This is a genomic window from bacterium (genome assembly GCA_024226335.1).
Lineage (GTDB): Bacteria > Myxococcota_A > UBA9160 > SZUA-336 > SZUA-336 > JAAELY01.
Genome location: JAAELY010000353.1, coordinates 1 through 12459 on the forward strand (window position 1 = coordinate 1; position 12459 = coordinate 12459).

The 12459-nt window shown below is 61.7% G+C and carries 15 protein-coding genes; 11 read left to right on the top strand and 4 right to left on the bottom strand.

Annotated elements, in window-relative coordinates; genetic code table 11:
* From GY725_18330 to GY725_18365, 8 genes are all read left to right on the top strand, one after another.
* Positions 1-180 (top strand): lysoplasmalogenase (locus GY725_18330; GenBank protein ID MCP4006145.1); only part of this gene is annotated, 180 nt, incomplete at its 5' end.
* 485 nt (positions 181-665) lie between these two features.
* Positions 666-1340: a c-type cytochrome gene (locus GY725_18335; protein ID MCP4006146.1), complete on the top strand. Its 675-nt coding sequence runs from the start codon at positions 666-668 to the stop codon at positions 1338-1340.
* 142 nt (positions 1341-1482) lie between these two features.
* Positions 1483-2160, top strand: a complete 678-nt coding sequence (coxB, locus tag GY725_18340; protein ID MCP4006147.1) for a cytochrome c oxidase subunit II — start codon at positions 1483-1485, stop codon at positions 2158-2160.
* The gene (locus GY725_18345) at positions 2160-3836 is read left to right on the top strand and encodes a cytochrome c oxidase subunit I (GenBank protein MCP4006148.1); all 1677 of its coding nucleotides are present in this window, start codon (positions 2160-2162) and stop codon (positions 3834-3836) included. The genes coxB and GY725_18345 overlap by 1 nt, the downstream gene beginning before the upstream one ends.
* A gap of 135 nt (positions 3837-3971) precedes the next feature.
* Positions 3972-4490 (top strand): cytochrome oxidase subunit III, encoded by a 519-nt coding sequence (locus GY725_18350; GenBank protein ID MCP4006149.1) that lies wholly within the window; start codon positions 3972-3974, stop codon positions 4488-4490.
* 12 nt (positions 4491-4502) lie between these two features.
* Positions 4503-4796 carry a cytochrome C oxidase subunit IV family protein gene (locus GY725_18355; protein MCP4006150.1) on the top strand — a complete coding sequence of 98 codons (294 nt, stop codon included), beginning with the start codon at positions 4503-4505 and terminating at the stop codon, positions 4794-4796.
* Between the two features lie 8 nt (positions 4797-4804).
* Positions 4805-5389, top strand: coding sequence for a heme-copper oxidase subunit III (locus GY725_18360; GenBank protein MCP4006151.1), 585 nt, complete (start codon positions 4805-4807; stop codon positions 5387-5389).
* Positions 5389-5658, top strand: coding sequence for a hypothetical protein (locus GY725_18365; GenBank protein ID MCP4006152.1), 270 nt, complete (start codon positions 5389-5391; stop codon positions 5656-5658). The genes GY725_18360 and GY725_18365 overlap by 1 nt, the downstream gene beginning before the upstream one ends.
* A gap of 37 nt (positions 5659-5695) precedes the next feature.
* Here GY725_18365 and GY725_18370 read toward each other — a convergent pair whose 3' ends face one another.
* Positions 5696-6418, bottom strand: a complete 723-nt coding sequence (locus tag GY725_18370; protein MCP4006153.1) for a hypothetical protein — start codon at positions 6416-6418, stop codon at positions 5696-5698.
* 237 nt (positions 6419-6655) lie between these two features.
* On the opposite strand from GY725_18370, the gene GY725_18375 reads away from it, so the two are divergent.
* Complete coding sequence (locus tag GY725_18375) at positions 6656-7279, top strand: riboflavin synthase subunit alpha (GenBank protein MCP4006154.1); 624 nt, start codon at positions 6656-6658, stop codon at positions 7277-7279.
* 35 nt (positions 7280-7314) lie between these two features.
* On the opposite strand, the gene GY725_18380 is transcribed toward GY725_18375, so the two are convergent.
* From GY725_18380 to GY725_18390, 3 genes are all read right to left on the bottom strand, one after another.
* The gene (locus tag GY725_18380; GenBank protein MCP4006155.1) at positions 7315-8283 is read right to left on the bottom strand and encodes a threonine/serine dehydratase; all 969 of its coding nucleotides are present in this window, start codon (positions 8281-8283) and stop codon (positions 7315-7317) included.
* A gap of 112 nt (positions 8284-8395) precedes the next feature.
* Positions 8396-9700 carry an FAD-dependent oxidoreductase gene (locus GY725_18385; GenBank protein ID MCP4006156.1) on the bottom strand — a complete coding sequence of 435 codons (1305 nt, stop codon included), beginning with the start codon at positions 9698-9700 and terminating at the stop codon, positions 8396-8398.
* Between the two features lie 82 nt (positions 9701-9782).
* Positions 9783-10307 (bottom strand): hypothetical protein, encoded by a 525-nt coding sequence (locus tag GY725_18390; protein ID MCP4006157.1) that lies wholly within the window; start codon positions 10305-10307, stop codon positions 9783-9785.
* A 262-nt stretch (positions 10308-10569) separates the two neighbouring features.
* Between GY725_18390 and GY725_18395 the strand changes: the two genes are divergently transcribed.
* The gene (locus GY725_18395; protein ID MCP4006158.1) at positions 10570-12084 is read left to right on the top strand and encodes an IS21 family transposase; all 1515 of its coding nucleotides are present in this window, start codon (positions 10570-10572) and stop codon (positions 12082-12084) included.
* Positions 12085-12100: 16 nt separating this feature from the next.
* A partial coding sequence (locus tag GY725_18400; GenBank protein ID MCP4006159.1) for an ATP-binding protein occupies positions 12101-12459 on the top strand: 359 nt, incomplete at its 3' end.

Here is a 12459-nt window from a genome sequence, read left to right on the forward strand (position 1 = left end):
GTGGGAGCGGTCGCGAACGTGGGCAGGCCCATGATTCTGTTAGGCGCACTGATGTTCTACGTCTCCGACCTGGCCGTGGCGCGCGATCGCTTCGTGGCCACGGGATTCGACAACCGCATCTGGGGGCTGCCGCTCTACTACTGCGGACAACTGGTGCTGGCGAGCACGATCGCGGGCTGAGAACTCTCGCCTGCGAAACGCGTCTGGTCCCTGCCGCGGGTTCTGGAAACTACGCAGCCCGTTCGGCGGGATCTTCTTTGGCTTTCATTGGATCGCAGGACTCGGGCGGGCATCCAGCACATATGGAAGTCGTGCATGTACTGGATGTGATCGTCAAAGTCCTTGACGAAGATGTCGGCCTCGCTGTCGGGTAGAAGTGCGGCACCCAGATCCCCGGAGAAGAGGATCCGAGATTGGGGGTCCCAGAGTCCGTGGTTACCGGAGGAGTGACAGAAGTGGGCGAGAAAACTGGTCCAGAGCCACGCTATCACGAAGAGCCTCGAGCAATCAGGCGGGGTTTCGGCTCGGTTTCTGCATTTCTCAACTTTTTCAGCTATTAGTGACCCAGCCTCGATTCGCGAGAGCGAAAAGCCATCCCGATCGTTGGTTCCGAAGGCTTTTGAGAGCGGAGAATCGCAAGAACAAGGGATCGGAAGGAAGTACCCATGGTCATCGCACGAGCAATCATCCTGGCCGGAATCCTGAGCACGGCTCCCGCGGTATTCGCGGACGCCGAGGAGCAGGCCGATCACACTGCAGCGCAGCCAGCCGAACCGTCCAGAGGCAACCCCGAGGCGGGAAGAGCCCTGTACCAGCTCTGCAAGACCTGCCACGGAGAGGCGGGCGAGGGAAATCAGAAACAAGGCGCGCCTCAGATCGCGGGCCAGGCCGATTGGTATCTGACCCGCCAGCTCGAGAACTTCCGCGCTGGTCTACGGGGAAACGCCAGCGGAGATGTGTTCGGAGCCCAGATGCGGGGGATGGCCATGACTCTGCCCAACGATCAAGCGGTGCGCGATGTGGTGGCTTTCGTGCAGACGCTTTCGGGACGCGAGAAGACAGCTTCGATCCAGGGGAATGCCGAACACGGCGGCGAGATCTACCGCCAGTGCGCGACCTGCCACGGTGACGAGGCTCGAGGCAATGAGTTGTTCGGCGCTCCCAGATTGAACGGCCAGGCCGATTGGTACCTGGTCCGTCAACTCGAAAAGCTCAAAAACGGAATGCGCGGAAGGCACCCGGCCGATGACCGGGGGCTGCAGATGGCCTCCGTGACGGCCCTTCTGGCGGACGATCAGGACGTGATGGACGTGGTGGTCTACATCGGGAATCTACCCTGATCGCGCCTTGGCGGAGTCACAGCTACCGTTTTCGAAGTTTTGCAATCGACTCAATTTCAGTATTCTTCAAGCTTCAAGTTGACAAACTGCCCGGCGCGAGATTGAATTCAACGCGTCCCATCGCGGGGTAAGGGGTGCGTCCATGTTCGATCGCTGGCTTCCGGCAGCCGCGTCAAGCTACGCCCAAGATATTGACGGCCTTCTGGTCTTCATCAGCGTCATCGTGGGAATCTGGTTTCTCGCAGCCGAAGGTCTACTGCTCTACGCAGCGCTGCGCTTCAGGCGCAAGCAGGGGGTTCGTGCCGCGTATCTTCCGGGCACGACGCTTCGAGCCATGCTCGTGGTGCTCATCCCCTGCTCCATCGTCTTCGTCCTCGACCTGGTGATCGACGCGGTCGCGGCGCCGGTCTGGCGCGACATCAAGGAAGAGCTTCCAGAAGAAGGCAAGTGGGTACGAATCACCGGAGAACAATGGGCCTGGCGATTCACCTATCCCGGAGCGGACGGCAAGTTCGATACACCGGATGATGTTTCCACGCTAAATGAACTCCACGTACCGGTAGATGAGACCGTCCTCTTCGAGCTTCGCGCCAAGGACGTGGTCCACTCGCTCTGGGTTCCCGAGCTACGACTCAAGCAGGATGCGGTCCCCGGCCGGGTCATGCGGGGCTGGTTCCGACCGACACAGGAAGGGCAGTACGACATCCCGTGTGCGGAGATCTGCGGTTTCGGCCACACGCTCATGAAGGGGCGACTCACGGTGGAAAGCAAGGATGCGTACCGCAAATGGCTGGCTTCCCAGCAGGCGAAAGGTAAGTGATGTCGGACGGCGCTCACGCACACCCAGAGAGCTTCATCAGCAAGTACGTGTTTTCGGTGGACCACAAGGTCATCGCGGTCCAGTACCTGCTGACCGGAATGGTGATGGGACTAGTGGGGGGATTTCTCGCCTACGTCATCCGTATGCAACTGGCCGAACCCACGGGTTCGGTACCGGGTTATGGCACGCTGAATTTCGTTGAATACAACGCCGTGGTCACGATGCACGGCACCATCATGATTTTCTGGGTGGCCATGCCGATATTGCTGGCCGCTTTTTCGAACTTGCTGATTCCGCTGATGCTAGGCGCGGACGACATGGCTTTCCCCAAGCTGAACCGGCTGTCCTACTGGACCTTTCTGTTGAGCACGGTGGTCCTGGTGAGTTCGTTCTTCGTACCGGGCGGGGCGGCCGCCGGTGGCTGGACGTCCTATCCGCCACTCTCCGCCAGCGCCGCATACTCCGGGGGGCACCTGGGCGTAACATTCTGGCTATTGGCGGTGGTCCTGGAGTTCGCGGCCTTCTTGATGGGCGGCATCAACTTCATCGTGACGATCATCAATATGCGCCCACGCGGAATGGGCTTCTTCGAACTTCCGATCGTGATCTGGATGCAGTTCGTCGCGGCGATCGTCTTCATGCTCTCGGTCGGGCCTCTGCTGGCCGGCGGAATCATGCTGCTCTTGGATCGGGTGGTCGGAACCGGCTTCTACGATCCAGCGGCAGGTGGCGACCCGATCCTCTTCCAACACCTGTTCTGGTTCTTCGGCCACCCGGAGGTCTATGTGATCTTCTTGCCGGGCATGGGGATCATCGGCGAAATCCTGCCGGTCTTCAGCCGCAAACCGCTATTCGGCTATCGGATGATCGTCTGGGCTTCCATTGCGACCGGTGTCATGAGCTTCATCGTCTGGGCCCACCATCAATTCATCGCCGGTATCGATCCGCGCCTGGCGACACCCTTCAGCATCACCACCATCATGATCTCGGTACCGGTCGCGGTCATGATCTTCTCGTATCTGGCCACTCTCTGGCGCGGCTCCATCGAGTTCACGACACCGATGCTCTTCGCCGTAGGGACTCTCGTTCTCTTCCTTCTGGGAGGTGTCACCGGAATCCATCTCGGCACTCCGGCTACGGACATCTTCCTCCACGACACCTACTTCGTCGTGGCGCACTTCCACTACGCATTGATCCCGCCGGTCTTCATGGCCTTCTTTGCCGGAATCTACTTCTGGTACCCGAAGATGTTCGGAAGGATGATGAACGAGACGCTGGGAAAGGTGCATTTCTGGCTGACCATGATCGGCATCAACGTGATCTTCCAACCGCAGTTCGCTCTGGGGTTCATGGGGCATCAGCGGCGCATCGCAAACCCGCTGCTTTTCGATTCCTTGAACACCGTCCAGGCGATCGAACTGCAGTGGCTATCCACCATCGGAGTGCTGATTCTGCTACCCGGCCAGATTCCCTTTCTGGTGGCTTTCGTACGCGGTTTCTTCTCGGGTGAAGAGGCCGGAGCGAATCCCTGGCGGGCCAACACTCTGGAATGGGTCGCCCCATCTCCCCCTCCGCACGGAAACTTCGCCGAGCAACCTCAGGTCTACCGGGGACCCTACGAGTACAGTCGTCCGGACCGCGAAGAGGATTGGTTCCCGCAGAACCTGGCATCGTGAGAATTCGATCGCATATAGAGCTGTCCGAGCAGTGCTTCCCTTGCGGAAGCAGACGGGGAGTCCGAAGTGGCTGATTCGGCACACACCAGCGCGACCCCGCCGGTCTACGAGAGTACGGGAAATCCCATCGGGCGCATGGCCATGTGGTGGTTCCTCGCTTCAGAGATCGTCATCTTCGGCGGTCTGGTCTTCACCTATCTACTCTTCCTCTGGCGCTATCCCGAGTGGACCGAGGAGGCCGCCCATACGCTGACCAACGCCGGGGCCATCAACACCTTCGTGTTGTTGACCAGTAGTTACTTCGTGGTGCTGGCCCACGACGCCGCACATCACGAGCGCTACCAGAAAGCGGCTCGACTTCTGGCACTGACGGTCGCGGGTGGATTCGTCTTCCTGGCTGTGAAGACCTATGAGTACAGCCACGAAATCCACGCGGGCTTCGTTCCAGCCCGGAGCGTCTTCTGGTCGTTCTACTACACCCTGACCGGATTGCACGCCCTGCACGTCATCGGCGGGATGGTCGCCATGACCGTCGTGGCGTTGGCCGTGCGCAAGGGCCAGAACCCACAACGAGTCGAGTACGTGGGAATCTACTGGCACTTCGTAGACGTGGTCTGGATCTTCCTGTTCCCGCTTCTCTACCTGGCATCCTGAAGGAGAGCTGTCGTGACCAAAGGCACCTACGTTCCCGACAAACATCCCAACTATCACGTGATCTTCGGGTTGCTGATCTTGCTGCTGGCCGGTTCCATCTTCGTCGGCACGCTGAACGTACCGCTGGTCCCGGTGATCATGGTCTTCTCCGCCGCTTTCGTGAAAGCCTATCTGGTGCTGGCCTACTTCATGCATCTGAGGTATCAGCCGTTGTACTGTAGCTTGATCCTGGTCGTGGCTTTCCTCGCTCTCTACTGCATGTTCCTGGGAGTGATCCCCGACATGATCTACCCGCCACTGGACTGAGGCTGTCGATGAGTTCTTCCGAAACAGTTGCGCCTCGAACCTATCCCCAACTCCTGGTTCCGAACGGTGCTCTGGCGATGGCCATCTTCATCGCCGCCGAAGCCACCTTCTTCGCCGGTTTGATCAGCGCGTATCTGGTTCTGCGCGCCGGAGCGGTGGGCTGGCCCCCTCTGGATCAACCTCGCCTGCCCGTGCTGGCCACCGGCATCAATACCGCGATCCTTCTGGCCAGTGGTTGGACGATCTGGCGAACCTCCTTCGCCGCGGGTGCCCCCGAAATCCGCCGCGGTCTTGCCGCGACCGCGCTACTGGGTGCGGTTTTCCTGGGCGTCCAGGGCTACGAGTGGGTGCGCCTGGTGTCTTTCGGTCTGACCACCCATTCGAGCCTGTTCGGGGCAACCTTCTATGTTCTGGTAGGGGCACACGCGCTGCACGTACTTGCTGCGCTCACGGCAGTCTTTCACGTGCGGCGACGCATGCGCGTCGATACTGAAGCATCCGCACTGGGCTCGAGTTCTTTACAACCGGTTCGCATGTACTGGTTGTTCGTAGTGGCCGTCTGGCCGGTCCTGTACGGGCTCGTGTACTTCTGATGAGAGAGCGCAGGGGACATCTGACGATGGCCGGAATCTGCACTCAACTCGTCGTGCTATCGGTCGCGCTGTTCGCGAATACTGCGGCGGCCTGCTCTGTCTGTTTCTCCTCGACAGAAGAGACGCGCTGGGCCTACTACGGAACCACTGCCCTGATGGCGCTGGTTCCCTTCCTGTTCGTCGCCGCCATTGCCGTGTGGTTGCGCCGATCCCTGCGAGCCCAGAGGCTCATCAGCGCGAGTTCCGAGGGCGTTGCTCGACGGGTGTAGCAGGACCGGGCCGGCCAGGCCTTTCGGAGCGATATCTTCAGCCGCGCTTCTTGTTGCCCGGCTTCGCCGGCAATTGATAGCTGCAGGTATTCCCGCCAGCACCGAGATGTTCCGTGCGCTTCAACGCTGGCTCGTTCAGCACCGTCTTGAGGAGCTTGAGTTCGAACGCGCAGAATTGCGGATGCTGTGTGGCGACGGAGGCCACGGGGCAGTGGTGATGCACCAGACGCGCACCGTCCTGCGCTTCCTCAGCAGACACCGATTCGACACTGCAGAGGAAACCCTCTGAGTCGCGGATCGCGGCCAGCAACTCCAGCTTCTGTTTCCAGGATTTCGCGCCTTGCAGCTGCTCGCGATAGCGGCGGATGAGATCTTCGGCTCGGGCCTCGATCGCGTCATCAATGACCCCGACCCCGATCTGGTTCTCTACCAGGGCCAGGAGATCCAGAGCCACGCGATCGTTGCTCTGGGGGAAATGCTGCTCCGCTTCATCGGTCAGTCGGTACAGACGAACCGGGCGGCCGACCGGCCGACGCTCCTGCCGGTGCGTCAAGACCCCATCCCGCTCCAGCCCGCCCAGGTGCTGCCTTACGGCCACTCCGGAAATCCCGAGCTTCTGAGCCAGCCCGCTTACGTCGGATTCGCCACGGCGTTTGAGGATCTCGAGCAGGAGATCGCGAGTACCACCACGCCTGTCGGAAGCGGGGGTGTCTGCCTCGTCGGTGACACCGGGAGCAGGTTTTTGCTTGGGTTCAGCCATCACGCGGTCCATTTAGATCGGGGTGGAATATGTTGAAAAACTGGCTAGTTCCCACTCTGCGACCTTCGCACCTATGACAACCTGTTTCGCACCCTTTGTAAAGGGTCGATCGTTGCGGGATCATCTATGGCCTTCGGGGATGAACGGGCCAATCGGCTCCGCAAGGGCTCTCGCCGGCTTTTCGGGCTAGAATGAGTCCAGTTTGGCGCTCATACCGCCCGCCTGGAGACCTACGAAATGTTCACCGGCATCACGCAAGGCACCTTCCCGGTGGTCCGGATCGAGCGAAAGCCCGACCTTCTGAGCTACGAGGTCGAACTCGGAGAAGCTCTCGCAGAAGGCCTCGTCCCCGGCGCCAGCGTCTCGATCGACGGTGTCTGTCAGACAGTGGTGTCCTGCAACGGCCGCCGTGTGCGGTTCGACGCCATACGGGAAACCCTCGATCTCACGACCCTGAGCGAGCTCCAGGAAGGCGACTCGGTCGCGGTGGAGCGCAGCGCCCGCGTGGGCGACGAGGTAGGCGGACACGACGTAGCCGGCCATGTGATCGGCACCGGAGAAGTGGCCAGAATCAAGCGCGATGGCGACATCTGCGATCTGCATATCAGAGTCTCCAGGGACTGGCTGAAGTACATCTTCGCCAAGGGCTTCATCGCGGTCGATGGCTCGAGTCTGACAGTCAGCAAGCTCGATCCGACCGGTGGCTTCGACATCCATCTCATCCCCGAAACGCTACGCCTGACCAACCTCGGCAGCAAAAAAGAGGGAGAGCGCGTGAACATCGAACTGGATCCGCGAACTCTGGCCATCGTGGAGACAGTCGAACGCGTCATGGAGCAGCGCTCCGAAAACGGGAACTGAACCGTCGCCGAGATTCCCGCTTTCGGGTGCGGCGCTCAGGCCACGATGCGTCGCAGTTCGTCGTAGTCGAGGTTCCCGCCGGAGAGCACGAGAACGACCGTACGTCCTTCGAGTTCGCCTCTCCGCCGCAGAGCGGCGGCCAGCGGCGCGGCACCGGCGTGCTCTGCGACGTTTCGCGTGTGACGGAGCAGGAGCCGGATTGCCTCCTCCATCTCGGCATCGCTCACCAGCGCAAAGTCGTCGAGACCCAACTCCGGGTCGCGCAAGATGCGCTGCGTGTTCGCGAAGGGGACACGGGTCGCAATTCCCTCCGCCACGGTTTCCATGGGACCCGAGACCGGTTCCCCTGCCTTCCACGTCAGGTACTGGGTCGGAGCGGACTCCGCCTGTACACCGATCACTCGACACTCCCGGGCCAGGGCGTGGGCAGCAATGCAACAGCCACTGGCTCCGCTACCGGCCCCGACCGGAACCAGCAGAAATTCCGCGTCCGGCAGGGCTTCGAAAATCTCCAGCGCGTAGGACGCGACGCCACAGATCAACTCGAAATCCGTCGGGCCCACGAAACGAGCGCCTTCCTTCTGCGCGCGCTCTTGAATCCATTCCCGGGCCTCGTCGAAGTCGCGCCCCCGTAACTCGACCGTCGCACCCAGGCTGCGCATCGCGGCGACCTTCGTCGGATTGGCTCCCAGAGGTACCGCCACCGTCACCGGAATACCGAGCAGGCGCCCGGCGTAGGCGATCGACTGTCCGTGATTTCCGGTCGACGCCGTGTAGAGACCGTTGCGCCGATCATCGACCGGGAGCGTCGCCGCGAGATGGACCCCCCCGCGAAGCTTGAAAGCGCCGATCGGAAGGTGGTTCTCGTACTTGACCCAGACCTGACAACCGAGCAGGTCCGAGAGACCCGGAACCCGCTGGAGCGGCGTGGGCGGGAGATGCTGGCGCACGATCTCCTTCGCGCGCTCGAGGTCTTCCCGGGTCGGTATGCTCTGGGAAATCATCGGTCGATGGTAGCAACCACCTGCGGCCGAGAATAGAGCGGAAGCCCTCACCGCTCGATCCGCAAAGAGATATTAGGCGATCAGCAGCCACACATCTGCAATCAGAAACTCGCTATGCGATTCTGACGCCCTGCTTCTCGAGGACTCTCTGGACCTGCGAGAGGTTCACCTGCCTGCACGGCACACCCTGGCGGACGGCAGTGGCGGCGGCGACACCCGCGCCCTGCCCCGTGACGGTACAGCACATCATCTGGCGGGTCGCCGAGGAAGCCGCTTTCTCAGCAGAGACCGATCTTCCTGCGACCAGAAGATTCTCGATCCGCCGCGGAACGACGATGCGGTAGGGAACCTGGAAGTAGCGTCCCGTGGTCGGCATGATGACCTCGCCATAGGCGTCCAGGAATTCCGGAAATATCCCGATGCTGTCGTCGAAAACCGCCTGGTTCTTCACGTCCTGCTCACTGAGAACGTATTCCCCGTCGATCCTCCTCGACTCCCGGGTTCCCAGCGATGAGTTGAAGGATCTGAGTCGAGCCTTCTGGAAACCGGGTGTGTAGTTCTTCAGCGCCTCCAGCGCCCAGATGGCCTTCTGACGACCGTCGATTTCCGCCCGGGTCAGTTCCCGAACGTCGATCGAGTCCACACCCAGCGTGTGGGCCACGTTGATGTTCGTGGCTTCTCCCGCCTCGGTGAGGCCGCCCCAGTAGCCGCCGATCGTCGCCTCCTCGGGAATCTCCCCGGCTTGTTTCGCGCGATTGAAAGGCTCCACGATCCAGGTCGAGAACAGATCGTCTTCCTTGCCCGACGTCCTGTTCGCCCAGTCGGCCAGGCGCGAAGGATTACTGTGTACGTATGCGAGAAACTCCGACACGTCCACACCGCTGCAACCGAAAGTCGTCGTCACCGGCATGCGCTTTTCCTTCGGCAACACGGAGTACGGTGCACCGGCTCTGTGAGCCAGATCGGCGTCTCCCGTGGCGTCGATCACGCATTGGGCCAGAATGGCCTGCCGGCCGGACTTGCTCTCGGTGATCACGCCCTTCACGGCGTCACCATCCAGAATCGTATCGACGCTAAAGCAGTGAAGCACGGGAACGATGCCGGCCTTCAGTACCAGAGTGTCGGCCACGTACTTGAACATGTCTGCGTCCAGCAGTTGTCCTTGACCGTCGGGATCGTCGAGGCTCGCGCCCATCTCCAGCGCCCGGTGCTCGAACTCTACACCGATGCCTCCGGCATCCACGGTCGCGTCGTGTCGATACCAGGCGATGGTTCCGACCATGGCCTGAGTGATATTGCCTCCGAAGCAACCGTGGCGCTCCACCAGCATGGTATCGACGCCTGCTCGAGCAGAAGCCAACGCCGCAGACAGTCCGCCCGGACCACTTCCGACGACCAGGACATCGGTTTCCGCCATTACGGGAACCCGTCTCGACGACTCGGTGATCTCTTTCACTTCGCGCTCCTTCCTAGATATCCGCGAACAGATCGCCCGGACACTAGAACGGCTTGGCGACAGCCAGGACGAACATCAGGGGAATCAAACCCATGACAAGCGGCTCGGTGATGCGAAAGAAGGTCCAGTGGTGCCCCATCATCCGCTCGTAGCGCTCCATGTCTCCCGTCTTGCGAATTCGTTCCTTGCTGCCGCCCATATGCGACAGATAGATGTCTACCGCTTCCATCGGAAAGATGATCAGGATGCCGATCCACAGCTTGGCGGCGATGAAACTCCAGCGAGTCAGATCGAAGCCTCCTAGCCAGAGCATCAGCACGGCCGTGATGACCAGGATCAACAGCGCCCAGTGCTCGAAGGCCGCACCGCGATCAAAAGATTCCATGAGTCGATTGCGCGTTTCGCGGGCGCGCTCGTCATCCGGATTGCGATAGAAGCGCCGGATGGCGGGTTTCAGATAGAAAGCGTATGCCACCATGGTACTGAACGACCAGAGCGCCGCGGCAATCACGTGGATCGCCTTGACGACTGCGTAATGGGGGGCCAGCAACTCTCTCAACTCGGACATAGGCATGTTTCAGTTGCGGGATTGTATAGGAATCTCCGCCTGGTCGTGGAATTGCGCGTTTCGGAGCAACGTGAACACGTAGATCGGGATCGTGAACACCCATTTCGGTCATCGTGAACACCGAAAACGGGATCGTGAACGCTCATTTCGGTCATCGTGAACGCGGTGATATACCCCCACGCCAGGGGGGAGCGGCGACGGACAGTCCGGAAGACCAGCAGGCCCCCTGAAAGGGGGGCAGATGGCCGGGTCGAGACTGTCGATGCGCAAGACCAAAGAGATCCTGAGACAGAAGTGGGCGCAGGGCCGCTCGCATCGCGAGGTGGCGCGGAGCCTGGGCGTGAGCATGGGGGCGATCAGCGGAGCGCTGCAGCGTGCCGCAGCGGCAGAGCTTGACTGGCCTGCGGTCGCATCGCTTACGGAGTCCGAGCTGGAGGCGCGGCTTTACAGCACGCCGACGACGGTGCGGGGGCGCGTGTTGCCGGACTGCGCGTGGCTGCACACGGAGCGGCAGCGCAAGGGGGTGACGCTTGCGCTTTTGCACGTGGAGTACCGCGAGCAGCACCCTGACGGCTACGGCTACACGCAGTTCTGCGAGCACTACCGGCGCTGGTGCAAGAAGCATCGAGTGACGATGCGCCAGCTGCACCGAGCTGGAGAGAAGATGTTCGTGGACTACGCGGGCAAGCGGCCCTCGATCGTGGACCGGATGACCGGGGAGCGGACGCCGGTCGAGTTGTTTGTCGCCGTGCTCGGTGCGTCGAGCTACACGTTTGCGGAAGTGACCCAGACGCAGCGGTCGCACGACTTCATCGCAAGCCACACGCGCGCGGTGGAGTTCTTCGGCGGCGTCGCGGAGGTCACGGTCCCCGATCAGCTCAAGAGCGGGGTGACTCGCGCGTGTCGCTACGAGCCGGGACTGCAGCGCACCTACGAGGACTGGGCTCAGCACTACGGGACGACGGTGATCCCGGCGCGGCCTCGCAAGCCTCGGGACAAGGCGAAGGCCGAGGCGGCCGTCCTGGTCGTCGAGCGCTGGATCGTGGCGCGGCTGCGCAACGAGACGCTGTACTCGGTCGGCCAGATGAACGTGCGGATCCGCGAGCTGCTCGTCGAGCTCAACGATCGTCTCATGCGAGCTTATGGCCAGAGCCGCCGCGAGCGCTTCGAGCTGCTCGACCGTCCGGCGCTGCGACCGCTCTGTCGAGATCGGTTCCTGTACACCGAGTGGAAGTCTGCGCGGGTGAACATCGACTACCACGTGCAGCTGGGCACGCACTTCTACTCGGTGCCGTATGCGCTGGTCCGAGAACGAGTCGAGATCCGCGCGACGGTACTCACCGTAGAGGTGTTCCACCGGGGTCAGCGTGTCGGCACGCACGTGCGAAAGGACGATCCCGGCTTCAGCACGACTGCAGCGCACATGCCCAAGGCGCACCGCAAGCACCTGGAGTGGACACCATCGCGGCTGATCCACTGGGGCTCGACGATCGGACCGCAGACCAGGACCCTGGTCGCCGCGATCCTCGAAGAGCGTCGCCACCCCGAGCAGGGCTACCGCTCGTGCCTGGGGATCTTGCGGCTCGCCAAGCAGTACGGCCACGATCGACTCGAGTCCGCCTGCAAGCGGGCCGTGGCGGTACACGCGCGCTCGTACCGACACGTGCACTCAATCCTGAAACACGGTCTCGATCAGGTCGAGCTTGAGATCGAAGAACCGAACCCCGCCAAGCGACCCGGTCACCGCAACGTGCGCGGTGCGAACTACTACCACTGAGAAGGAGAGCCCTGCGATGCTCATCGAACCGACCAAGGAGAAACTCGGGAGCTTGAAGCTACCCGCAATGCTGCGTGCCTGGGAGGCACAAGAACAGGACGCGAAGATCCACGAACTCGGCTTCGACGAGCGTCTCGGGATGCTCGTCGATGCCGAGTGGATCGAGCGACAGAACAAGCGTCTCGCGCGGGCTCTGCGCGAGGCGAAGCTGCGCATCCCGAATGCTTGCATGGAAGACACCGAGCCGCGCAAGGCCCTGACTCGCAAGCAGCTGCGAGAGCTTGCGACCTGCACCTGGATCGACGCGCATCACAACATCGCGATCACCGGCCCCACCGGCGTCGGCAAGACCTACGTGGCCTGCGCCCTGGCACA

Excerpts from the sequence above, each read along its gene's own strand:
- GY725_18335 (MCP4006146.1), top strand. The coding sequence starts at position 666 with ATGGTCATCGCACGAGCAATCATCCTGGCCGGAATCCTGAGCACGGCT.
- coxB (MCP4006147.1), top strand. The coding sequence starts at position 1,483 with ATGTTCGATCGCTGGCTTCCGGCAGCCGCGTCAAGCTACGCCCAAGAT.
- GY725_18345 (MCP4006148.1), top strand. The coding sequence starts at position 2,160 with ATGTCGGACGGCGCTCACGCACACCCAGAGAGCTTCATCAGCAAGTAC.
- GY725_18350 (MCP4006149.1), top strand. The coding sequence starts at position 3,972 with ATGGCCATGTGGTGGTTCCTCGCTTCAGAGATCGTCATCTTCGGCGGT.
- GY725_18360 (MCP4006151.1), top strand. The coding sequence starts at position 4,805 with ATGAGTTCTTCCGAAACAGTTGCGCCTCGAACCTATCCCCAACTCCTG.
- GY725_18365 (MCP4006152.1), top strand. The coding sequence starts at position 5,389 with ATGAGAGAGCGCAGGGGACATCTGACGATGGCCGGAATCTGCACTCAA.
- GY725_18370 (MCP4006153.1), bottom strand. The coding sequence starts at position 6,418 with ATGGCTGAACCCAAGCAAAAACCTGCTCCCGGTGTCACCGACGAGGCA.
- GY725_18375 (MCP4006154.1), top strand. The coding sequence starts at position 6,656 with ATGTTCACCGGCATCACGCAAGGCACCTTCCCGGTGGTCCGGATCGAG.
- GY725_18380 (MCP4006155.1), bottom strand. The coding sequence starts at position 8,283 with ATGATTTCCCAGAGCATACCGACCCGGGAAGACCTCGAGCGCGCGAAG.
- GY725_18385 (MCP4006156.1), bottom strand. The coding sequence starts at position 9,700 with ATGGCGGAAACCGATGTCCTGGTCGTCGGAAGTGGTCCGGGCGGACTG.
- GY725_18390 (MCP4006157.1), bottom strand. The coding sequence starts at position 10,307 with ATGTCCGAGTTGAGAGAGTTGCTGGCCCCCCATTACGCAGTCGTCAAG.
- GY725_18395 (MCP4006158.1), top strand. The coding sequence starts at position 10,570 with ATGCGCAAGACCAAAGAGATCCTGAGACAGAAGTGGGCGCAGGGCCGC.